This is a genomic window from Pirellulales bacterium, assembly GCA_036490175.1.
In the GTDB taxonomy this organism is placed as follows: domain Bacteria; phylum Planctomycetota; class Planctomycetia; order Pirellulales; family JACPPG01; genus JACPPG01.
Window position 1 is genome coordinate 1 of the sequence record DASXEJ010000019.1, and the last position, 21,406, is coordinate 21,406.

The 21,406-nt window shown below is 61.2% G+C and carries 18 protein-coding genes; 5 read left to right on the forward strand and 13 right to left on the reverse strand.

The features are described from left to right. Both VGG64_01630 and VGG64_01635 read right to left on the reverse strand, forming a co-directional pair. The coding region (locus VGG64_01630; GenBank protein HEY1598272.1) for a hypothetical protein at positions 1-255 on the reverse strand (255 nt) is incomplete at its 3' end. Between the two features lie 63 nt (positions 256-318). After that, entirely contained in the window at positions 319-552 is a 234-nt protein-coding gene (locus tag VGG64_01635) for a hypothetical protein (GenBank protein HEY1598273.1), read from the reverse strand. Between the two features lie 409 nt (positions 553-961). On the opposite strand from VGG64_01635, the gene VGG64_01640 reads away from it, so the two are divergent. Further along, positions 962-2,227 (forward strand): DUF1501 domain-containing protein, encoded by a 1,266-nt coding sequence (locus tag VGG64_01640; protein ID HEY1598274.1) that lies wholly within the window; start codon positions 962-964, stop codon positions 2,225-2,227. A 20-nt stretch (positions 2,228-2,247) separates the two neighbouring features. Here the strand turns inward: VGG64_01640 and VGG64_01645 are convergent, their stop codons facing one another. From VGG64_01645 to VGG64_01685, 9 genes are all read right to left on the reverse strand, one after another. Next, complete coding sequence (locus VGG64_01645; GenBank protein HEY1598275.1) at positions 2,248-2,865, reverse strand: lectin-like protein; 618 nt, start codon at positions 2,863-2,865, stop codon at positions 2,248-2,250. A 227-nt stretch (positions 2,866-3,092) separates the two neighbouring features. After that, positions 3,093-3,233, reverse strand: a complete 141-nt coding sequence (locus tag VGG64_01650) for a hypothetical protein (protein HEY1598276.1) — start codon at positions 3,231-3,233, stop codon at positions 3,093-3,095. A 390-nt stretch (positions 3,234-3,623) separates the two neighbouring features. Next, on the reverse strand, positions 3,624-4,982 hold the full coding sequence (locus VGG64_01655; protein ID HEY1598277.1) for a hypothetical protein: 1,359 nt from the start codon (positions 4,980-4,982) through the stop codon (positions 3,624-3,626). A 169-nt stretch (positions 4,983-5,151) separates the two neighbouring features. Continuing rightward, positions 5,152-5,802, reverse strand: a complete 651-nt coding sequence (locus VGG64_01660; GenBank protein HEY1598278.1) for a protein-L-isoaspartate(D-aspartate) O-methyltransferase — start codon at positions 5,800-5,802, stop codon at positions 5,152-5,154. A gap of 96 nt (positions 5,803-5,898) precedes the next feature. Further along, on the reverse strand, positions 5,899-7,677 hold the full coding sequence (recJ, locus tag VGG64_01665; GenBank protein ID HEY1598279.1) for a single-stranded-DNA-specific exonuclease RecJ: 1,779 nt from the start codon (positions 7,675-7,677) through the stop codon (positions 5,899-5,901). Between the two features lie 140 nt (positions 7,678-7,817). Then, positions 7,818-7,985 carry a 50S ribosomal protein L33 gene (gene rpmG, locus VGG64_01670; protein HEY1598280.1) on the reverse strand — a complete coding sequence of 56 codons (168 nt, stop codon included), beginning with the start codon at positions 7,983-7,985 and terminating at the stop codon, positions 7,818-7,820. A gap of 307 nt (positions 7,986-8,292) precedes the next feature. Beyond that, on the reverse strand, positions 8,293-9,156 hold the full coding sequence (locus tag VGG64_01675) for a hypothetical protein (GenBank protein ID HEY1598281.1): 864 nt from the start codon (positions 9,154-9,156) through the stop codon (positions 8,293-8,295). Positions 9,157-9,218: 62 nt separating this feature from the next. Beyond that, entirely contained in the window at positions 9,219-10,355 is a 1,137-nt protein-coding gene (locus tag VGG64_01680) for a leucine-rich repeat domain-containing protein (protein HEY1598282.1), read from the reverse strand. A gap of 11 nt (positions 10,356-10,366) precedes the next feature. Beyond that, a complete protein-coding gene (locus tag VGG64_01685; GenBank protein ID HEY1598283.1) occupies positions 10,367-10,858 on the reverse strand; it encodes a VanZ family protein in 492 nt (163 codons plus the stop codon). 728 nt (positions 10,859-11,586) lie between these two features. Between VGG64_01685 and VGG64_01690 the strand changes: the two genes are divergently transcribed. The 3 genes from VGG64_01690 to VGG64_01700 all read left to right on the forward strand — a co-directional run bounded on the left by VGG64_01690 (position 11,587) and on the right by VGG64_01700 (position 16,128). Further along, positions 11,587-13,392: a hypothetical protein gene (locus VGG64_01690; GenBank protein HEY1598284.1), complete on the forward strand. Its 1,806-nt coding sequence runs from the start codon at positions 11,587-11,589 to the stop codon at positions 13,390-13,392. 159 nt (positions 13,393-13,551) lie between these two features. Beyond that, positions 13,552-13,905, forward strand: coding sequence for a helix-turn-helix transcriptional regulator (locus VGG64_01695; GenBank protein ID HEY1598285.1), 354 nt, complete (start codon positions 13,552-13,554; stop codon positions 13,903-13,905). An 18-nt stretch (positions 13,906-13,923) separates the two neighbouring features. After that, positions 13,924-16,128, forward strand: coding sequence for a hypothetical protein (locus VGG64_01700; GenBank protein HEY1598286.1), 2,205 nt, complete (start codon positions 13,924-13,926; stop codon positions 16,126-16,128). A 36-nt stretch (positions 16,129-16,164) separates the two neighbouring features. Here VGG64_01700 and VGG64_01705 read toward each other — a convergent pair whose 3' ends face one another. After that, positions 16,165-17,208, reverse strand: a complete 1,044-nt coding sequence (locus VGG64_01705; GenBank protein HEY1598287.1) for a hypothetical protein — start codon at positions 17,206-17,208, stop codon at positions 16,165-16,167. A gap of 185 nt (positions 17,209-17,393) precedes the next feature. Further along, entirely contained in the window at positions 17,394-18,614 is a 1,221-nt protein-coding gene (locus VGG64_01710) for a hypothetical protein (protein ID HEY1598288.1), read from the reverse strand. Positions 18,615-19,122: 508 nt separating this feature from the next. Here VGG64_01710 and VGG64_01715 point away from each other — a divergent pair. Further along, complete coding sequence (locus VGG64_01715; protein HEY1598289.1) at positions 19,123-21,405, forward strand: hypothetical protein; 2,283 nt, start codon at positions 19,123-19,125, stop codon at positions 21,403-21,405. Position 21,406 lies beyond the last annotated feature (1 nt).

A 21,406-nucleotide genomic window follows, 5' to 3' on the forward strand; every position in this document is an offset into this window, starting at 1 on the left:
CCCGCCGCTGCTGTCCTTCTCCAGAAATTTGAAATTGAAGAAATAGAAATCACATCTACCGGCCATCAGTTCGTCGCATTGCCATCGCGTCACGAGGCTCTTTGATACCAAATAGTCTCCCAATGCTGCTAAATCAGAACCCCTTGATCGTGCCGCCCTCGATCCGGCCATAAACTCGCGAACGGAAGCGTTTAAGGTTTCCGCCGCAATCAAGCGGCTGCTGACAACATGTTCCAGGAACGCATCAAGGTCCACGGATACCGGTCCCCAGGTCCGAACGCCTACTCATGCCCTCATGATACCCGGCCGGAGGGGCGATCAACTCATTTTTGCGGTATGGCGCGTTCCCAAGTAGGAGAGCCACGCAATGGGTTCTGCAAAAACTAGCATCAAGAGGCCGCCCACTGCTTCGGTACCATAGCCCATTAGGTAGTTCATTGCGGTGTAACCCTCTGCAGGATTGAAAATCCCGTTCAAGCCGGGTAGGCCGTGGAGTATTCCAATGATGCCAGCCGTTCTGACGATCAGTCCAAATATGTCACGAGCGTTCATCGAAAGGCCTCCTGGGATGCGGTGGACAGAATCCTTTTGCTGGCCTACAGCTTGGCCACTACGTTCTTCTATCACAACTTCAACCGGGGCCAGCACGCAGTTAGGACCGCGCCAGCGGCCAACTCCAGGGTCACGAAGCACAAATGAACCGTCGAAGGTATGGTCGAGCCAATGCCGTTTAAGGTGGCCAAAACACGCGGCTCCAATCGACAGCGGCGGCAATTAATTTCCGACTGCCCCACGTCCGCATGATCCATAAGCTTGCATTTATGGATTAGGCGGCAGTACAATGCCGGCGGCTAACGGGGCCGCTCGCGACGTTGCTCTGTAAGGCGGTGTGGGTCACGGATAGATACCCAAGGTGACGCCCAAACCCGCCGCACTGTGCTAACACCTCAGGAGGCCGGCGATGTTGACCTTTTTTGGACGGCGACGGCGGTTCTGTGACGGGGTCTCGCGGCGAGATTTTCTCCGCGTCGGCGCACTTTCGGTCGGCGGCCTTTCTTTGGCCGACCTGCTGCGGCTGAAGGCCGAGGGGGCCGTCGGTCCCACGCCCGGCAAAAGCGTGATCATGGTCTTCCTGCACGGCGGGCCGCCGCACCTGGACATGTACGACATGAAGCCGCGCGCCCCGGTGGAATTCCGCGGCGAGTTCAATCCGATTAGCGGCAACGTGCCCGGCATGGATTGCTGCGAGCTGATGCCCCGGCAGGCCGGCATCATGGACAAGCTGGCAATCTTGCGCGGGCTGCACTTTGTTGAAGAACACAGTGCCCACTCGCTGTGGACCGGCTTCCCCGAGCGGATCAATCGGCCCGCGTTTGGCTCGGTGGTCAGTTACTTGAAGGGGAAGCAGGATGGGCTGCCGCCATATGTGAGCTTGATGAATCAACCGCTGTCCGAGAATCCCGCGTATTGCGGCACGCCGCATCGGCCGTTCGTGCCCAACGGGCCGGGTTTGGAAGATTTGGGGCTGGCGGCCGGCATTTCCGTCGATCGGTTGAAGGGGAGGCAGCAGTTGCTCGGCGGACTCGACACGATCCGCCGCGAGGTCGACTACCGCGGCGCGCTGGCCGGCATCGATGCTTACACGGTCCGCGCGCTCGACATGGTGGCTTCCAGCAAAAGCCGCGAGGCGTTCGACCTGGATAAAGAATCGCCCGCCGTGCGCGAGCGCTACGGCAAGGCGAACGAAGATTTCTTGCGCGCCCGGCGGCTAGTCGAGGCGGGAATTTCGGTAGTAACGCTGGTCGTGGGGGGCTGGGACACGCACAGCAATAATTTCAACTCGATGCGCAACCTGCTTCCCAAGCTCGACCAGGGGATGCACGCGCTAGTGAGCGATCTGCACGAGCGGGGCATGAATCGCGACGTGGCGGTGATCCTGTGGGGCGAGTTCGGCCGCACGCCGCGCGTCAACGCCACGGCCGGTCGCGACCATTGGCCGCGGGCCGGATTTGCGGTGATGGCCGGCGGCAGTTTTCAGACGGGCCAGGTCATCGGCGCTACCGACGCCCGCGGCGAAGCGGCCGTGGGCTTGTCGATGAAATCGAGCCATGTGCTCGCGAGCCTGTACCAGCACATGGGCATCGACCCGGGGATCTCGATCCCCGATCACAACGGCCGTCCGACTTATCTGCTGGACGAGCGCGACCCGGTGCCGGGGTTGGTGTAGAGACTGTAGTAGAAGCCGCTTCACTGCGTGCGTGTGGTCGACGACCCGCGGCCGCGATACGCTAGCAAGCCGCCGACGGCCAGTACGACCGCGGTCGTTATCGAGGCCGGTTCGGGGACGAATTCCACGACGCCATTAAATGGAATGCCGATCGGATCGAGGGTTTGATTCGACCAGTCGTTCCAAGCACCCGGATTGTGGAAATTCGGGTAGTACATGGCGACCCAGAACTCGGTTCCAAAGGCATTGTTTGGCTCGCCGCTATCCCAATTGGTGTACGTGATCGGCGCACCGCTGACCCAGAGGTAGTTGTCGGCCGGGTTCGCGGCGTTGATTTGCTGCGTCGGGTCGTAAAGACCGATCCAGAGCAGATGTTGTTGGCCGCCATAGCCGCCGAACACGTCGAGCAAGAAGTTCTGCTGCTCTTGGTTGCCGATTGTTGCCAGGTGCCCGCCGAGAGCTTCTGCCTCCGCCTCTGAGTCGGCCCAATTCGCATTCGACAATAGTTGGTAACTATGCCCCGTCGCTGGATCGGAAATGACGGGACTGATGGGAATCACGCCTGCCGAGCTTGGTTGCGTGGCGGCACAGTAGATGACCGCCGATAGCGCTAAGAAAACGGGAACGCTTTTGAACATGTATCGAGCTCGCGGGGGTATTTCAGAGCTGTTTTGACGCGAGATTCGATTGTTGCTGCGGGCGGCAACCATGTCGAGAAAATTGCTAAAAGAGCAAAACGTGCGCAGGGGAGGCAATGGAGAGCCGCCCAAGTTGTGCCTAAAGCGGCATGGCGTAGAGGAGGGGACGCCCTGTGTCGTTGGGTGCTGCGTCGGCACTAAGTTGACAGGCGAGGAGCAGCCGCTGATTACGTGCGGATCAGTGCAGCGGCGCGCTTTTGCGAGCACTGCGGGTGGACGCCGCCTGGGGAATAGGAGGGCTTGCCGCAGACCGGGCAGACCTTGCGGGGAACGCTCAGGACTTCGGGCTTGGGCTTCTTTTCACTCATGGCGTGATCCCCAGTGTTGCTCGGTCAGTGACGAAACTCGCCGCGGCAGATGGTGCTGATTCGCCGCGGCGCGGCAAACTCGCGGAATGTCTCACTTCAAGGCGTGGTGTGATCGGATCGAGGGCCGGCGCAGGATTCCGTTCCGCTCGGATCTATGGAGGGAGGCTCATGAAGTGTCGGCTGCACAAAAGTCAGCCTGCATAGATGGGAGGTAGTTACATTGTCGCCGCAAAGTACCGACGCCACAAGCGGCAATCGTCGGGTTGGGCGAGCATCTTGCTGGATCGCCAAGCGATTAGGCCCCTTTTTTCCGGTTAAGGCATGCTGGCGCCTGCGCTGCACGCGGGCAGGACGTGCGCGGATTAGCTCGGCGGTGTGATCGAACGGGTGTCATTTACCATCAATCGGCCAGCGAAACAGCAGTTCTTGGTCTGCGCCGGTCTCGGCATCGATCTTCGAATTCACATCGTGCCACTTGCTGTGGAGAAGCAGGCCACGATCATCGAGCTTGTAAACAAAGGGCTCGCCCGAGGTGGCATCGAGCGGCACTTCCGTAATATATGACGGAGCGAGATCGGACAACTGCTCGGGAAAGCGGCCTTGATCGAGTCGATAGCGGGCTAGCGCCAAGGCAAGAATGCCGACCTGATTCGCGGCCGTGGTGCGTGCTCCTTCGCGTACGTATTGCACCAAGTGGCCGAGGAATTCCGGCAGCAGGTCGAAATCGAACGTCGACCGCCTCGGTGGGTAGGTCGGATGCTTCACATCTTCTGTCTGAGCTACTACCACGGCCCACGGCTGTGCGGCGACATCGATCAATCGGCGCATGGCGTCGAGGTAGCGGACGGCCAGTTGCTGTTTGGTCGCATAGTGAATGGCCGTGGTCAGATTGCCGCCGATGCGGAGGTTGTAGCCCATCGTCGTGGGATCGTCTGCCGAGACAATGCCTGCCACGCGATCACCGAGCAGGCCGATCTGCAAGCCTGGGCGGATGTCGACCGCTGCCAGCGCGACTTGCAACCGCTCGAGGTCTTGGGCGCTGAAATTGACTTGCGGCAGCAGGTGCTTCAGATTCCTGACGAACGCGCGCTGATTCGACATTCGCACGAGTTGCGAGACGGCCAGCGGATTGGATTCCAGCGATTGGGCGATCGTCAGGGCATCACACAGCGAGTCCGTCGCGCCGGTCGCATCGCCATGCCGCGCTCGCAGATACCCTTCGAGAAGTAAGCAACGGACGATGCCACGCAGCGGGCTAACCCAGGGGACCGATCCACCGTAACCCTCTTCGGCGTGCATGGGAAAATTCGCGCGGCCCCCGAGCGCGGCCGCCTGATGCCAGCGGGCGAAATCTTCGCGGCAGTCCAGCAGCAATTGTTCGGCAATGGGCAGCGCTTCCCACTCCCCGGCAAGCTCAGGGAGTTGTTGGTCCGAGTCGAATTGCGGTAACAACCGCAGCTTATCTCGGTACGCCTTCATCCAGGTTCGTTCGTCGGCCTGGTAGAGCGCGAAGCAATCCTTGTCGGGCGGGATCCGCGGACTGTTGGCGTACAACTCGTCCGGGGTGACCGGTTCGCCGCGTGCGCGAATGGCAGCGAGCGCGGCCTGCACCTCGCTCGATTGCCACCACCACCAGACAACTGGTACGGCGATCGTCGCGACGGCGACCGCGGCGGCCACGATCAGCACGATCCGCTTATTACGCGATGCGGTGGGCGTTTGGTTGTGGTCCACTGCGCGACCGAACATAGGCCGGTTCCGGGGCGGCTTGCGCCAGAGAAAAATAGAGTCAGATTAATTGTCAACGATGGATTACGGCTGTGCCAGAGATTTCGCGTTCGCCACGGCCGAACGCGGGGAATCCCACTACGATCACCACGCCAGTAACGTTGCCCAGTCCCGATCCGCGAGGGCTCTGTTAACTCTCATGCGTACCTCCACCAACCAACGGCACGAAGCGGCACTTTGTCAATTCCAGGCGGTGGTATGTCTCGCCGTGGCGCTCGATGCGCTCGAGCGTCTGGCCGCTGGGGCTACCGAGAGGTATGGCTAATCGGCCGCCCTCGGCCAGTTGATTCAGCAGGGCAGGGGGGCAGGTCGTGGTAGCCGCGGCAACCAGAATGCCCCGGTAGGGCGCCTCGTCTGGCCACCCCTGCGTGCCGTCGCCGACCAACAATTTGACGTTCTGATAGTTCAGCTCTGTTAGAACGCGGCCGGCCCGCGCCGAAAGTTCAGCATGTAATTCCAGCGAGATCACGCGTGCGGCCAACTCAGCCAGGATGGCGGTTTGATAACCGCTGCCGGTGCCGATATCGAGGACGGTTTCATGGCCCGCGAGTTCGAGCGCCTCGCTCATCATGGCCACGATCAGGGGCTGGCTGATGGTTTGCTCGCAGTCGATGGCCAAAGCGCGATTGGCGTAGGCATCGGCCAGTCGCGCGACATTGACGAAGCGCTCGCGCGGCACACGGCTCATCGCGTCCAGCACACGGCGATCACGAATGCCGTGCCGCTCGAGGTCGCGGACCATGCGCAATCGCGCAAGATGGACTTCGCTGTCTGGAGGCATACGCGGGGTCTCGCCATCGACAGAGTCGCCAGTTGCTTGCTCTCAGGCAACTGTGCCACAGGCGGCCGTGCCGCAATCGCCTTTTGATGTCGCTGGCTATCGCGGCGTGGCCGCGGCCAATTCGGTGACAGATTTTTCTGCCGCGCGCCAATCGGCCACGTGCAATTCTACCGTGCGGCGGCCGCGAAATTCGTTGATCACGGGCCGAAACGCAATCGATATAGGGCCTGGGCATTGCGCCATCGGCTCGGCCCAATCGCCGCCGCCAAACGCTACGCCGCGCAGACTTGTTTTGGCCTGGGCCAACTTCATCGACAGGTGCCGTTCGCCCCCTCCCATGCGCTTGGGGGGCTCGGCCAGCGTAATGCCCGTGGCACATAGCATGGGACGAGGATTGGATTGGCCGAAGGGAGCCAAACGTTCGATCTGTTCGACGGTGGCCAGCGTCAATTCGGAAAGATACACCTCGGCATCGATCGATAGTTCCGCCACGCGCTGCTGCTGGGTGATCGTTTCGGCGGCGTAGTCGCAAAATTCGCTGCGAAAGGCCTCGACGTTTTGCTCGTTGATTTTCAGGCCGGCCGCCGCGGCGTGACCACCATGGGTTAGCAGGTGTTGCGAGCACGCGACAAGCGCCTGACACACGTCAAAGCCGGGAATGCTGCGGGCTGATCCGGTGCCCGGCTTCACGCCGACTTCGTCCAGCGCGATCATCACGACCGGGCAATGGTGTCGGTCTGCCAGGCGGCCAGCGACGATGCCGATCACGCCCGGATGCCAGCCCCGTTCGGCCAGCACCAGCGCCGCATCTTGCCCGGCGTCGAATTGCGCTTGAGCTTGCGCCCCGGCCGCGAGCAGAATGCTGCGCTCCAGGCTTTGGCGGCTGCCATTGAGCTGGTCGATGTATTCGGCCAGCATGTCGGCGCGCTCTTGCGAAGTAGTCATCAACAGCTCGACGGCCAGTTGTGCCTGGCCCAGTCGACCCGCCGCGTTCAGTCGTGGGGCGAGCGCGAAACCGATGTCCTCGGCATTGAGCGCCGGCTTGCGATCCAACTCGGCTCGTTTCATAAGCGCGGCCAGGCCCAGCACCGGCCGATCACGCAGCGCGACCAGTCCGTGTTGCACAAGCACGCGGTTCTCGTCCACCAGCGGCACCACGTCGGCCACGGTCCCCAGTGCGGCCAGTCCCAATGCCGATAGCAGGAACGAACGCATCCGGTCGTTCACCTTTTGGCCGCCACTGGCCTGCTTTGCCACCAGCCACGCCAGCTTGAACGCCACGCCGGCGCCGCTCAGTCCGGCAAAGGGATATCCTTGCCCAGGCAGGCCCGGATGAACGATCGCGGCGGCATCGGGCAGCACGGCGCCGGGCTGATGGTGATCCGTGATGATCAGATCGATCCCCAACTCGCGGGCGGCACGCGCCTCGTCGACGCTGGCGATGCCGCAGTCGACGGTGATTACCATCTTGGCCCCCTGGCGCGCGAGCGTGGCGAGCGCTTCCTGGTTCAGGCCATAGCCCTCTTCCAAGCGATGGGGGACGTAATAGCCGACGTTGGCGCCGAGCAACGTCAAGCATTGCCAGAGCAGGCTGGTGGCGGTCATGCCGTCGACGTCGTAATCGCCGTACACAATGATCCGCTGGCCGGACTGCACCGCGCGCAAAATCTGTTCGGCGGCACTCACGGCGCCGGGCAATAGCTCGGGATCGCGCAGCGAAGAGAGCTTGGGTTCGAGAAAGTCGCGGGCTGAGTCCGGATCGCCGAGCCCTCGACAGATTAGCAGCCGGGCCACGACCGTGGGGAGGCGTGCGGCGCGCTCCAGGGCGCGAATCCGCTCCGAATCATGCGAGTGAATGCGCCACTGCTTCGGCATATCGTCCTGACGAGCATCGAGCGGCGGTTTGTTCCTTGGCGCCGTGACCTAAAGCAATAGCAGGCTGCGTCCAAGCGGCGGCCCGAAGTAGAGCCCTGGCCGCCCGCAGGCGGTAGCTGTTGGCTAGCCCACGCCGGCAGCTACCGCTTCTTCTTCTCGACGTGCAAGGTGTGCTTGCGCAGCCGTGGGCTGTACTTCAGCAGCTTGAGCTTCTCGCCGCCGGTCTTGCGGCGGACCGTATAGTTCAGGTCCCCCGTCTCCTCGCAGGCGAGAAAGACGACTTCGACCTTTTTCTTACTTTTGCCCATCGGATCACTCGTCTCCCGAATTTCCAGGCATTCACGATTTTGTCAGGGGGTCGATTCTACCCGGAAAGGGGCCAGTACCGCCAGCCCTGGGAAATAGCGGGTGGCGGCCTAAAAATGAGCTGGTCCGGGTCTCGCGGACATCCCAGCCTACGATCACCAAAAGCTCATGGCGATGACCCAAGAGAGACGCCGTTCGCATCCACGTGGCAGTTGTGAGCAAGGGGTAGGTTTAAAGCCGCGACCCTATGAAATCGTTCGGGACTTGTTGAAAGTTCGACGGCGGCACAATGCGAGTCGGGGCGCCCTTCTACGGCGCGTCGTAAACCTTGATCGTACAGTCGGGGAGCAACGCCTCAGCCGATCCGACATCAATGTCTTTCAAAGAGTCGTTGCTGATCAGCCATGTTGCCCAGTCATTCTTGGCACCCATAAGGCGCCACGTAACCGGCGTCTTTACCTGATCGCACAATATAATCCAGGAGTGGCTTGGGTTTGGTTGCCCTCTAAGGCTGCGCAGGTGGTCAATAAGTTCATTCCTTTGACGAACCTGATGCGCATTCCACCCCAGCCACAGGGCCAAGAGCGTAACCATCGAGAACATCGTCCCAAGCCCGAACTGGTACCAGCGGCGCGTGTGTTTAGCGGTTTGCGACATTATTGAATTGTATCGCGGGCTGCGAAGGCAGGCACTCCGGGCATCCTCGATGTCTACGGTCGCGCTCGCCGAAGCGGCAGTTCTTGAAACCAGAGACTCGACCACTTTTTCCGGAATTCCTGCCGTCTCGCCATAAAGATCGAGGACGATTGGTTCTTCGCCCGTCGCAGGATAAATAACGATCAGTGGCGGATACTTGCGACCCAAAGCCGATAATTCGGCTTCGACATCGAGACCAAAAGGCGTGCAGTCCATTTGCAGCGGAACAGCTTTCGTCTTACGCAATGCCCTGCGGACTTTCGGTGTGTCGACGTAGTGTTCCAGCATTTTCTGAATGACATCCCAATCGGCAGTGAAACTGGCGAGAACGTCGTGTCCCTCAGCGTGATATTGCCGCATCGCGGCACGCGAGAAGGGCTGCCATGGGATCGTCCGCCAACGTTTCTCGTCCAAATAGTGCGACCAGAGCCAAGTGGCAACTGCCACGAAGGCGATCGTGACGATCAGCGTCCGCAACGAAAATCGAAACCGGCGGCGGACATGCTTGGGTGCTGGGGGCATGGACGCTGCTCGGCCGATTACGGTGTGGTAGGAGCAGGACGGACGGAGAAGTCAGAAAATATCTTGCAATTTGGTAGGGCCGCTTGAAGTAGCTTGACTTGCTCTTCGCTGACGGGCGTCCCTTGGACGTGAAGCTCGGTCAGGTTCTTAAGATTTGCGAGCGGCGTTAGGTCGCTGACTTGTGTGTCGTCGAGCCAAAGCCGTCCGAAGTTCGTGAGATTAGCTAGTGGTGAAAGGTCGCTGACCGCTGTTCCTTGGACGTGAAGGTCGCCGAGAAGTTTCAGCGCAGCTAGAGGAGCGAGGTCGGTAACTTTCGTCCGATCGGCGTACAAAACTTGCAAGTACGGAACGCTGGCAAGGGGAACGAGGTCGCTGATCGGCGTGTCCTCGCATTCTATCTGCCATACATTCTTGAGCCCGGCCAGCGGCGAGAGGTCGCTGACTTGCGTGCCACGGAACGAAAGGCGCTCTAAGTTCACGAGCCCGGCCAGCGCGGACAGGTTACTGACCGGCGTGTTGCCTAGGGTAAGGGTATCCAGGCTCTTGAGCCCTGAGAGCGGTGTGAGGTCGTGGACCGGGGATCTGTTGAGCTTAAGTGTGTCCAAGTGCGTTAGTCCGACGAGAGGCGATAGATCGCTGACGTGAGTGCCTTCGACGTCGAGCCTTTCTAGGAGGACCAGCGCGGCAACGGGCGTTAGGTCGCTCACTTGGCTATCGTTAAGAAACAGAGCAGATAGGTTCGTTAGTGCTGCCACCGACGATAGGTCGCTGACCTGCGTCTCCTCGACGCTGAGCATTTCGAGGTTTCTCAGCGCAGAGAGCGCCGAGAGGTCGCTCAATGAGGGATTTTGATTTGCAAGTACGGCTTCGACTCTTGGCCCGCAGATGGCCGACAACGTCCTACGCCACCAGGAAGGTTCTAACAATCTCCCTGACGAATCAAACGCAGAGGGCTGGTCAAACCGGCCGACGAATCGAATGTCGACGTTCTCGTATTTGGTTTTTAGCTGCTCAACAATCTGAAGTTCGTGTCGGGATTGGGCGCGTTCGTACGAGACCCATACCAAAGGCAGGCTTACGACGGTGATAAGAACGAACAGCGATCGCAGGCTGTAGGAAAACCAGCGGCGGGTGTGTTCGGGGACTGGGGACATGAAAGCAGTCGTTAGCCAATGGTTCTCGGCGTGGAGTTGTCGATGGCGAGTTCGCGATTCTTTATCCAATTGAACAGCGTCACAGCACCGACTCCGAGAGAGTCGATCAGCACGTCCAAGATCGTCCCTTCTCGACTTGGGACAAACGTCTGGTGAAATTCGTCGCTCGCCGCGAATATCACAGCGATGATGCCGGCCGTGAGAGCGTTTCGTCGTTTGTGCGACGGTCGCCAGGAGTTCAATAGCAGGACAAGCGCGGCTGTCAGAATCGCGAATTCCGTGGCGTGCCAGCTCTTCACGACGGCAAACCAGGCAATTCCCCAAAAAACCTCGAACCGCTCCAACAGCTTCCGACCGAATACCGATTCGACTGCGGCGAATAGCTGATCCATGCTTACGACCGTACAAGATGTCGCGAAAATCAGCCCTGCCCAAAATAGGATAAATGCCACTTGGAACCGGAACCAGTTGCGGGCGTGCTTGGGGGCTTGGGACCTGGACATTTCTTCTACCCTGGCGTGTTATGTTTCTGACGCCGCGCCCTCGCCCCAAGCAAGAAACGTATCCAGAATCTGTTCAAGCCTGGTCTCGTCACCTGCCCCGTACCAAACTCCATCTTCAACACGGCAACGTAACCACCGCGGATCCGACTGGAATCCAGCGGCGTCAACATTTTCGGGAATCGGCGGAAATCTGCGGTCGACGATTGGCGCTTCAGCCAGATCGATTGTGACCCATCAGCCTGGATTGTGGCAACTCTCAATCGAAATGCCGTAGCGATGTTCGCGCACTCCATTGCAGTGTCTGGCAAACCAAGACGCCGCGCGAGCGCGGCCCTAGATTAGTTGCATCGGAATCGGCCGAGGGCCTGCTCGATCACCGCGTTCGCGAGCTTGCGGTACGCACTCCAGCCCGGCTCCCTCTGTACTTGGTTTGCCCGACTCGCCGGCGGCGGAATGTCCGCCACTGTGGCGACTATTTAATTGTTGCTGGTCCCCGGGGGGATTGATGGGCCTATTTTCCGGAATTGCCGCTGTAAACGGGCCCGCTGCACGATTTGTTGCATATCCTCGGGTATCATGTACCGTAGGTAGTGGAGCGGGGTGCGCTTAGATCGCGGTCACGTCGACGCATCACCCGGTCGAATCACTACGACTTACGACCGCAAATATCCGCGAGTTGCGACTGCCTGTCGCGCCCCTGTCTGCACGTGAGGGGAATGGAACCGAGTATGGCCGACCAGCCATCGCCGAATGCGCGCCAGAAGCTGGCAAGTTCCGCGGCGACTACCGCCAGCGGCGGCGCGGACGGCGCGGTAGCACAGCCCTCGGCCACTGCCACGTCGGGCGTATCAGCTACAGGAGCCGCAGGTACACCGACGGCGAACACACCAACGACCGGCGCTGCGCCGACCGCCACGACGAAGACCGATACCGCGAAGGCCGGCGCTGCGCCCGCGAGCGAGAAAGCTGACAAAGCTGCAGCCAGCCAACCTGCCGACAAAAGCCAGCCCACCGAGAAGAAAAAATCCGCCGCGCCGGCTGATCCCGCAGGGGATGATCGGGTCGGACGATTTGCCTGGATGACGGTCGTGCCCAGTTGGCTCGTGAGCCTGTTGGTGCACATGTCGATACTGCTGTTACTGGCGTTGATCGTCGAGCCGGTGAAATTGACAAAGCAGCTCGTCGATCTCGTGGCGACGGATGCCCCCATCGGAGAGCAGGTGGATCAGATCGTGACTTCGGATCTGCCGCCCGGCGCGACTGACTTGGGGCAGACCGAAGGCCTTGCCGACGCACTCATTGTCTCGGCCGAAGCAGACGGTATGGATATTTCGACGTTCAACGAACTGCCCGCCGCGCCGGGGGGCCCTGGCGAAATGACCAACATCGGATTGGAAGCTTCGCAGGTGCTCGACCTGGGCAAGGCGCTTGGTGGTGGCGGAGGCGCGGGCGGAGCGGCCAACGATAGCGGATTGTCGGGCCGCGGTGACGCATCGCGCAAAGCACTCGCGCTCGAGCGTGGTGGCTCGGAGGGAAGCGAGAACGCCGTGGGATTGGGATTAACCTGGCTCGCCCATCATCAAAACCCTGACGGCAGTTGGAGCTTCAATCATCGCAAAGGGCCCTGCCAGGGGCGCTGCGGAAATCCGGGCCGGCTGGAAAACGGCGATATCGCGGCCACGGCCATCGCCTTGTTGCCGTTTCTGGGTGCCGGTCAAACCCATTTGCAAGGAAGCTACAAGAAGAACGTGCAAGCCGGCCTGTATTATCTCGTGAATCGCATGCACATCGGGCCTGATGGCGGCGACCTCTCGTACGATCAGGGCGTGATGTACGGTCACGGCCTGGCGTCGATCGCACTGTGCGAAGCCTACGGCATGACCAAGGATACCGGGCTGGCCGAGCCGGCGCAGCAGGCGATCAATTTCATCGTCTACGCGCAGGATCCGGTCGGGGGTGGCTGGCGCTACACGCCTCATCAGCCGGGTGATACCTCGGTGCTGGGCTGGCAGTTGATGGCGCTCAAGAGTGCGCACATGGCCTATTTGAATGTGCCGCCCAAGACGATCAAAGGAGCCGTGAACTTTCTCAACTCGGTGCAAGCTGAAAGCGGCGCCACCTACGGCTATGTGAATCCGGGGCGCGGGCCGGCCACCACCGCGATCGGCCTGTTGTGCCGGATGTATCTGGGTTGGAAGCATGACGAGCCGGCGCTCGAGCGCGGCGTGCAGTTGCTGGGCGGTCAGGGGCCTTCAGACCGCAACATGTACTACAACTATTACGCGACGCAGGTCATGCACCACTACGAGGGAGAGCAGTGGACAAAGTGGAACGCCAAAATGCGCGACTACCTGGTGAACTCGCAGATTCGCGCCGGCCACGAACGAGGAAGCTGGTTCTTGGGGGGCGATCATAGCGCCGAGCAGGGGGGCCGTCTCTACACGACCTCGATGGCGACCATGACCCTGGAAGTCTACTACCGCCACCTGCCGATCTATCGCAAAGACAGCACAATGTCTGAGTTCGACGAATAGCCTCCACGACGCGCCGGCAGGCAGGGCGCGACGAATGTCAGGCGAACGGCCCCTCCGGATGCGCGGCAGCCCGCATGTTTGATCAACAATTCTGTTGACGGCTTGCGCGCCCATTGCTATGTTACGCATAGTATGTGACACAAATCGTCGAGGTGTGCCATGCGGATCGAACGGGAACTGATGCGTGGGGCCGGGCCGGTCGCCGTGCTGAAGCTGCTCGAAGGGGGCTCGAAGTACGGCTACGAGATGGTGGAAACACTGGCGCGCGATTCGGACGGCGTGTTGGACATGGGGCAGGCGACTCTCTATCCCCTTTTGTACAACCTGGAAGCCCAGGGGTTGGTCAAAGGGGAGTGGCGCGAGTCGGAATCGGCGCGACCCCGCAAGTACTACGCGTTAACGGCCAAGGGGAAGAAGCGTCTGGCGCATGACGTCGAACAGTGGCGCGCGGTCGCCCGTGCCATGCGCGGCCTGGGGGTTTTGCAGCCTGGCCTCGGTGGCGCTACCGGTTGAAAGGGAGCGGCGACGGCGATGCGCGATTTCTACGATCCAACGCCACGCTGCGGATGGCTCGCCCGGGCGTACGACACGCCGGTGAGTGATGCCTTTCATGGAGAGCTTACGGCGCGGCTTGATGCGCGGCGCGTGATTGCCGCGGCCGGTTTGCCGGCCCCGCTACCTGGTCTGATCTATGCCGTGGTCCGTCGTAGCCGATTGCGGCGCGGTGAGCGGCTGGATGTGGCCCGCGAATTGATCGCGCATTTCAATCGTCAACTGGCGACCGGCCGTTCGGCCGCCGAGCTGGCCGGAGATTTCGGCCTGCCAGACCAGATGGCCAGCCTGATTCGGCAAACTATGGTTGGTCGGCGCCGTCCGTTGTGGAACCGGCGCGCGACGAAGGACGAGCAGTGCGGACTATTTGCCGTCGGGCTGCCGGCGGCACTCTCGGCTGTGGTCGAGACGGTGGTGCGCAGCAGCCGCCTGTGGCGGCGCGAAAAGCTGGACGTGGCCCGTGAGCTGACGGCGCACTTTGCCGATGGCCTGGCGGCCGGACGCGCGCCCGACGAGCTAACTCGCGATTTCGGCCCCGTAGAGCAGGCGGCGCAGCTGATCCGTCAGGCAAAGATCCGCAACCGTTCGTTTGTCTGGCATTGCCGGCGGATGGCCCTGCGTGCTCTGGCAATCACGTTGTTCGTCGCGTTGATCGCGTACGGGCTGTTGGCCGCGCGATTCTATTTTGCTTCACCCGCGGTTGCGCACAACTATTGGCAGGATATCAACGCGGCCCGCCAGGCCGGCGAATCGGACGCTGCCTGGCCGCTTTATCGCCAGGCGATCATCAAGCTCGGCGATCCTCAGGACAAAGTGGCCAACCTGATGGCCGATCCCCTCTGGGCTGATTGGGTCGATCAAGGCCCTGCCGGCGAGCATTGGTCGCGCATCGTGGCCATCGTCGAGCGTTATCAAGATTCGATCAAGCTCGCCCGCGAAGCCGCCGAAAAGCCGCAAATGGGTTACCTGTTGGGCAACCCGGAAGATCGCAAGGCGTATCTGGCGGCGCACGCCGATTGGCTGGCCAAGGCGAAACCGCAGTCTGCCGATGCTAATACAGAGTTGGTCGGCGCGCACTTGGACGGTGTGCAGAATCTACGCGACGTGGCGCGCTTGCTGTGGGCTGACGCGCGTGTGGCGGCCGTGGCCGGGGAAGGTGATCGCGTGGTTGAGGACATTGTGGCGTCGCTGGCCATGGCCGCGCAAATCTATCAGCCGCGCAGCTTCTTGGTCGAGCAATTGGTCTCGCTGGCCATTTTCGACACGACGCTGGACAAGTTGGCAGCGATTCTGGCCGAAACGCCGGAAGTACTGAGTGACGGACAATTGCGCGATTTGGCGCACGCTATCGCGGCCTATCGCGATGATGCCCTGGTGATGGACTTCACCGCTGAACACGATATCGTTGATGACATTTTGCAGCGAACCTTCACCGATGATGGTCATGGCGACGGGCGCGTTACGCCGGCTGCCTGGGTTTGGCTGGAGCAGTTCGGAGATTTGCGACCTGCGCTTCATGGCGAAGCGACGCTGCGGACCACGCTGCGAACGACGATGTTGCAGCCAGGCTTGTCGGCTGTCATTGCCAGTCGCGCCCAGATGCGAGAGATGATTCAGTCGCTGGCCAACGAGCAGGCGGCTGATCACGTGGGGCCACCGTGGCTTTGGAATACCGAGAAGATTAATGCCACGAATGACCGCATGCGGCAACTATCTGCGGGACGGCTCGAACAGTTGCGTTACTTTTTGCCGACCTTGCTGATGCCTGCGACCACCCAGGTCTACATCGCTGCCGAGCGCGCGATTCAGGTGCGTGATGACGTCGAAGTGGCCTTGGCGCTCGAGCTTTATCATCGTCGTCATGGCGACTGGCCGGCGAGCCTCGACCAACTGGTGCCGGATTTGCTGCCAGCGGTGCCGCCTGACCGTTTTGACGGTCAACCGCTGCGCTATCTGGTCCGCGACGGCCGTCCGGTGCTGTACAGCGTGGGTGCCGACCGCGACGACGATCGAGGTCGTCCAACGGCGCTAGCGAGTAGCGCGATCCCGATCGAGTATGGGCAACTCACGCCCGCATCACTCGCGCGTTACCAGACTCATGATCATGACGGCGATTGGATTCTCTGGCCGCCGCTGCCGCCAGAGAAGCCCCAGCCGGAGTCACCGCCGAGTGAAGAGGATTAGCCTCCACAGTGATGACTAGCAATCCGAACCCGGCTCTTAATTGCCGGGCGCGGCGATTGGATTGACCGGCTGGCCAACATCCTGTATTCCGAGTGCGCACGGCCCCCAGACGAATGATTGGCCCATACCGACGAGTACTCGTCCCTCCAATTTTTGTAAAACCTTGCGCACCTCAACGTGCACTTCCGGAGTCTGACGGATGGCAATGATGCGGTGAGATAGGTGCGGCGGCGCATCGCCGGCGACGTCGTACGGGATCCACGTTACTGCACACAGTGAACCGTCTCCTCCTTGCGTGCTCCAGCTTTCGGGGGCAACAAGCGTCGAAATGGCTTTTGTAGCATCCTCATTTGAGATGCGTTGCAGGGTATAAGCGACAACCCGAAACTCGTCCGACGTCACCTCGGACGAGCCGGACACATTTGTTGAAAGTCTGTCCGTCTTCTTCGGCGGAACGGAACGAAGTCGCGACAGCAGATCCGTGATATTCTCGTGGACGTCGGCCCTCTGGCTCACAACAAGGACTTCGCCAAACGGAACGATCGATCCTGGGCCGCCGTTTTCGTCCCACGAATCGGGGTGCACCACAGAGGTGATTGCCTCGATCAGTTGGGTCATCGCGGCTCGGCTGCTACTTCCGCGGTCGAGCAAATCCGCAACGTCGTATGTATTCATAATTAAGACCTCGTCGGCCTTTTCCTTGGTGGTGATCAATAGCACGTCGTCCTTGATCGTGTACGTCAGATCGAATTCCTCCAGGATCAACTTCAGGCCCGAGGCGAGCCGGATCGGCTTGCGGATCGATTTGGTGACGGGCGACGACGGATCGATGGCCGCGTCGGTCAGCCCCTTGTTGTCGAGGATCATGACAATGTCGTGCTTGTTGGCGAGATAGTCGACGACATCCGATAGCGGCGTGTCTGCGAAATCGAACACGGTCGGCCCGCGCAGGGCCCGTTCGAGCGAGGCCCGCGCCGTGGCGGCGATATGCGGCTCCGGCGGCGCGTCGGCCGCGACGGCACGGATGGAACAGGCGAGAATCACGACCGGCGCAGCAACCAACATGACAAGACGTGACATGGCGGCCTCCCCTGGGCTCGAAGCGGTTCGCAAAATTGTATAGCGCGAGCGAATGCTCGGCGGGCCGTTCCGGCAGCCCGACACTAGCGCATGCTAATCCTGGCACTGATGGACTGCAATGAAAATTGCCCGAGGCGTGCTTCTGTTCATTCGCACGGTTGGGCAAGCCAACTGTGTCACCCGTTTTAATGCCGTAGCGTTTCGGGGGCGGCGGCTGTTTCGGGTCGCGTGGGCGCGGGGGACAGAGCCGGGTCGATCGATTGGGGAGTGACCAGAACGAGTCGCTTGAAGAGATGTACCGTTTCCGCTTCATCGGAAGTTGTGTTGCAGGTGCCTGGGGCCGCGTCTGTGAGGGACACGTGCATCACCAGATCGCCGAGGGGTATTCGCCAACGAACGGGTCGCGCCCGCTTTTCCGCCAGTCCCGCACAGACGAAGGTCTCGCCCACCCGCGCCTGGAATCGCGTATTGATCTGACTGACCTTGAGCGCCGGGATCTGGTAGTCGCCGATTTTGAGAAGTCGTGAGGTATCCAATTCGGACAAGGACGACCAAATGTCGATCTGCACACGTCCGTCGGCCAGCACTTGCGGCGTGAACTCAACCTCGGTGCCATAGTTTTTCATGGTGATGTTTGTCCCGCCTGCGCCACTGGGAACGGGGAACTGCCCGCCGCTAAGAAATGTGGCGCGTCGGCCGTTATAGGCAACAAGGTTCGGCTCGCAGACGACCGTGGCAATCTCCTGCTGTTCGAGCATGTCGAGCAGCGCGTGCAGCCGATGGTTCTGTGGTATGACGCCCAGCGAAGAATGCCCAGGCGCGGCCTGCGGTTGGCCGTCGGTCGGTGCGAGCAGATTCTCGATCAGGGGACGATCGTCGATCGCCTTCTCAACACTATCGCCGGGCGTAACGATGGGGCGAAAATCGAATCCCACGTGACGCAGCTTCGTGACGTCGATATCTATGACTTTCAATTTTACCAGGACCGCCGGGATAGCGCCGGTCTCAGCCCGCAAACGATCGACCTCGGCTTGTAGCGTCTGCAACTCGGCGAGCTTTTTTTCCAACTGATGTCGGGCCGTTTGCTCTTCACGCGCAATCTCTTCGCGGACGCTGTCGGCCGCCGAAGAAGCGCCGGCTGCTTCCAGCTTTTCCAAAGCCGCACGCAGCAGATCGAGCCGGGTCGGAGGAGTCGTGGGGGAAACTGCCGGGGCGTGAGCCGGAATCGGCTGCGGTACCGCGGCATATTGCGTCCGGGCGGTCAGCCGTTGGAATGTCGGCAGCGGCATGGCCGGTATTTGTGCCGGGGTAGGGACTTCGGCCGGAGCGCCACGCGGCTCGTCGGCCGAGGCCATGCCGACGGCGGCCATTGCGATCAAACCGAGCACGGCTGTCATGAATCGCATGGCGAGCTCCTTAGGCAAGAGACTTTACCGCAGGCCGCAAACCGTTTGGGGGCTGGCTGGCACCGGGCGAGCAAAGTGAGACCATTCGTAGAAACGGTCCATGCAGGCGGCACGGTATGTACCACCGTCGGCCAGCGAGCGTCAACGACAGTCTGTTTGAAACAAGATTCGGGAGGCGTTTTCTGGCCCATGCGCCAAAGGCCGCCGCGACGGGGGCTTGCGCGCCGGGTCGCCGTGCCGGCGGTACGCCGATGCCGATTCTAGGGATTTGGACCCGCAGTTCGAGACACCGCAGAGAGGATTGCCGGCCGGAAACGGGCCGGCAGCGACCTAGAATTGGGGGATTCGGCGCACCAGGCGAAAAAACGGCGGATGCCTGTACGCTAGCGGACGGCTGCAGGGCAGAGTTCCTTCCCGGGCTTTGCGGCCACCGTTATAGTCTGGTGGAATACGTGGGGAGTCGAGGGTTTGCGGAAGCAGGTCGTTAGCCTTTTGCAATGAAGTTCTCATGATCAATTTTGCACGCGTCAGTTTTCGCAGCGTTACACAGTTCGGCCCCTCGTTCTGGGCTTGCTGCGCAGGGACGACCGGACCGGCGCGAACGGATCGCCGCATTGTTGCGATCGTCGCTGCGCTGTTATCGGTCTGGACCCTCAATGCAAGCTCTGCCTGTGCCGCCGAAGAGTTGGCTGGCTGGCAAGGGATGCGGATCGTTAAGCAAGAGGGCTCGCCCAATCGGTTCTTCGCCGCCGATCTGGCCGGTAACGGATTGCAACAGTTGATCGTCATCAACACGCGCATGTCGCGGTTGGACATCTATCGCTGGCTCGCGCCGGCGGAACGGCAGACCCCGTCGACCCCGGATGCCGAACGACCGAACGAGCTGCCCGGTAACCCCGACTGGAAACGGACCGAATTGGCACTCGACGAAGTGCCGGCCGATGCACTGGCCCGCGACCTGGACGGCGACGGTAAGCCGGAACTAGTGATACTGACAGCTCCGTCAAACAAGGTCTTGCTCTTCAAGTCGACCGGCACGGATGAATGGAAGCGGACCGCTTCCTGGGACTTGCTGCCGGGAGCCAGCGCGGGCAAGCAGGAGCTGCTGTTGTTGCGCGAGCGCACGCCGGGCGAGTTCGAACTGTTCGTCAGTTGCGAGCAAGGTATTCAAACGTTGCTGTTGCAACCCGGCGCGAGGCCCACCTGGCTCAGCCCGCGCGAACGGCGAGGGCGCCTCGGCTGGCGGTTTGTCGATCTCGACGGCGACGGCGATCTCGATTTGTGGGAATGGTCGCAGACGCCGAAGCAAACCATACGCTGGTACGAGAATCGCGATGGCAAGCTGATGTCCGCGCAAGTGCTATACGATCAGGCGGCTGTCGGTGCGCGGGCGCTGCCGGTAGCCGGCGCACAGGCCGAACTCTTGCTGCTGGGTGGCGTGCAAGAAGGCTTACTGCGACGTTACGCGTTGGGGCGTGGCGAAGAAAGCGATCTTGGCCGCCAAGAATCGCTTCCCATGCCTGGTGGACCGAAGGCACTGTGGACCGGCATGATGCTTGCTGGCAAGCCGGCGCTAGTGGCCGTCGACGCTGGACAGCCTCGCCTGCGCGTGCAACCCGTCGGCGAGAACGGCTGGCAGGCCGAAGAGACGTTCCCATTGATCAGCAACGTGCGCGGCCTGGCCGCGGCGCAGGCGCAACCGGGCAAGCTGCTGTTGTGGGTCAAAGATGCCACCGATTTGTATAGCAGCGTGTGGGAAAACAACCGCATGACCTATCCGGCCGCCATGCCGCAATCGGCCGACGTTACCGATCGCACGATTCTGGCGCTCGACTCTGTGGGGACGACCGTCTGGTGGGTGCAGCGCGTCGGCGCCGATCTGGATTTATACGTATGGGAGAAGGAACAAGCGGAGCCTGTGCGGACGCGCTTCACAGGACAGGGAGCCAAGGCCGAAAAGGTGGTCTGGCTGGGGGGCAAGCGTGTGCTGGTGCAACCCGCATACAGCAATACCCTGAAGCTGCTTAGCGTCGACGATGACGGCAAAGTTACTTCGCGTGAGCCGGCGAATCTGGTGAAAGTCGACCTCGGCGAATTCGGCATCTACAACTACGGAGGCCGGCCGCGATTGGGCCGATTGACCGATGGCGTACTGCAATGGCTCAATGAAGATATGCAGCCGACCGATCAGGTCATGCTGCCCGACGGTCAGAAGATCGCCAGCTTTGTGCCTTTGCCCGACGGCACGGCGTGGGCGCTGGAGCAGGGGGGCGCGTTCGTTCATTTCCTGAAGCCCGACGAAGCGGGCATCCTGCGCGTGGCGCGCACCATCAGACCGCCGGGCGGCAGCCAGTTGTTGCTCGACCCTGTGCTCGGATTGATGCTGGTCGATCAGGAGAGCATCGTGCGACTCGGCAAGGGGCGTCCCTGGGAATTGGTACTGAAAGACAGCTTCGATGGCCGCGTAGGCCGACCGAGCGGAGTGAAGGAACCCGCCATCCACCGCCTGGCCACGACCGACGTAACCGGCGACGGGCAAGAGGATGTTGTCTTGTTCGATGATGCACGTCATCAACTGACTGTGCTCTGCCGTGGCGAAAAGGGGCTCGATGCGCTTGGCTCGTGGAAGGTATTCGACGATCGCACCTACCCCTATGGCGGCAAAGAAGAACAGCAGGTCGGTGAACCGCGAGGCGTGATCGGCTTTGACGCCGATGGCGACCACGTACAGGATTTGGCGCTATTGTGCCAGGACCGCTTGATTATCTATATCGCTCGGGAGGCGCAATAAT

What these genes read in the sequence shown, in the direction of transcription:
- VGG64_01635 (HEY1598273.1), bottom strand. Translation starts at nt 552, where the DNA reads ATGAACGCTCGTGACATATTTGGACTGATCGTCAGAACGGCTGGCATC.
- VGG64_01640 (HEY1598274.1), top strand. Translation starts at nt 962, where the DNA reads ATGTTGACCTTTTTTGGACGGCGACGGCGGTTCTGTGACGGGGTCTCG.
- VGG64_01645 (HEY1598275.1), bottom strand. Translation starts at nt 2,865, where the DNA reads ATGTTCAAAAGCGTTCCCGTTTTCTTAGCGCTATCGGCGGTCATCTAC.
- VGG64_01650 (HEY1598276.1), bottom strand. Translation starts at nt 3,233, where the DNA reads ATGAGTGAAAAGAAGCCCAAGCCCGAAGTCCTGAGCGTTCCCCGCAAG.
- VGG64_01655 (HEY1598277.1), bottom strand. Translation starts at nt 4,982, where the DNA reads ATGTTCGGTCGCGCAGTGGACCACAACCAAACGCCCACCGCATCGCGT.
- VGG64_01660 (HEY1598278.1), bottom strand. Translation starts at nt 5,802, where the DNA reads ATGCCTCCAGACAGCGAAGTCCATCTTGCGCGATTGCGCATGGTCCGC.
- recJ (HEY1598279.1), bottom strand. Translation starts at nt 7,677, where the DNA reads ATGCCGAAGCAGTGGCGCATTCACTCGCATGATTCGGAGCGGATTCGC.
- rpmG (HEY1598280.1), bottom strand. Translation starts at nt 7,985, where the DNA reads ATGGGCAAAAGTAAGAAAAAGGTCGAAGTCGTCTTTCTCGCCTGCGAG.
- VGG64_01680 (HEY1598282.1), bottom strand. Translation starts at nt 10,355, where the DNA reads ATGTCCCCAGTCCCCGAACACACCCGCCGCTGGTTTTCCTACAGCCTG.
- VGG64_01685 (HEY1598283.1), bottom strand. Translation starts at nt 10,858, where the DNA reads ATGTCCAGGTCCCAAGCCCCCAAGCACGCCCGCAACTGGTTCCGGTTC.
- VGG64_01690 (HEY1598284.1), top strand. Translation starts at nt 11,587, where the DNA reads ATGGCCGACCAGCCATCGCCGAATGCGCGCCAGAAGCTGGCAAGTTCC.
- VGG64_01695 (HEY1598285.1), top strand. Translation starts at nt 13,552, where the DNA reads ATGCGGATCGAACGGGAACTGATGCGTGGGGCCGGGCCGGTCGCCGTG.
- VGG64_01700 (HEY1598286.1), top strand. Translation starts at nt 13,924, where the DNA reads ATGCGCGATTTCTACGATCCAACGCCACGCTGCGGATGGCTCGCCCGG.
- VGG64_01705 (HEY1598287.1), bottom strand. Translation starts at nt 17,208, where the DNA reads ATGTCACGTCTTGTCATGTTGGTTGCTGCGCCGGTCGTGATTCTCGCC.
- VGG64_01710 (HEY1598288.1), bottom strand. Translation starts at nt 18,614, where the DNA reads ATGCGATTCATGACAGCCGTGCTCGGTTTGATCGCAATGGCCGCCGTC.
- VGG64_01715 (HEY1598289.1), top strand. Translation starts at nt 19,123, where the DNA reads ATGATCAATTTTGCACGCGTCAGTTTTCGCAGCGTTACACAGTTCGGC.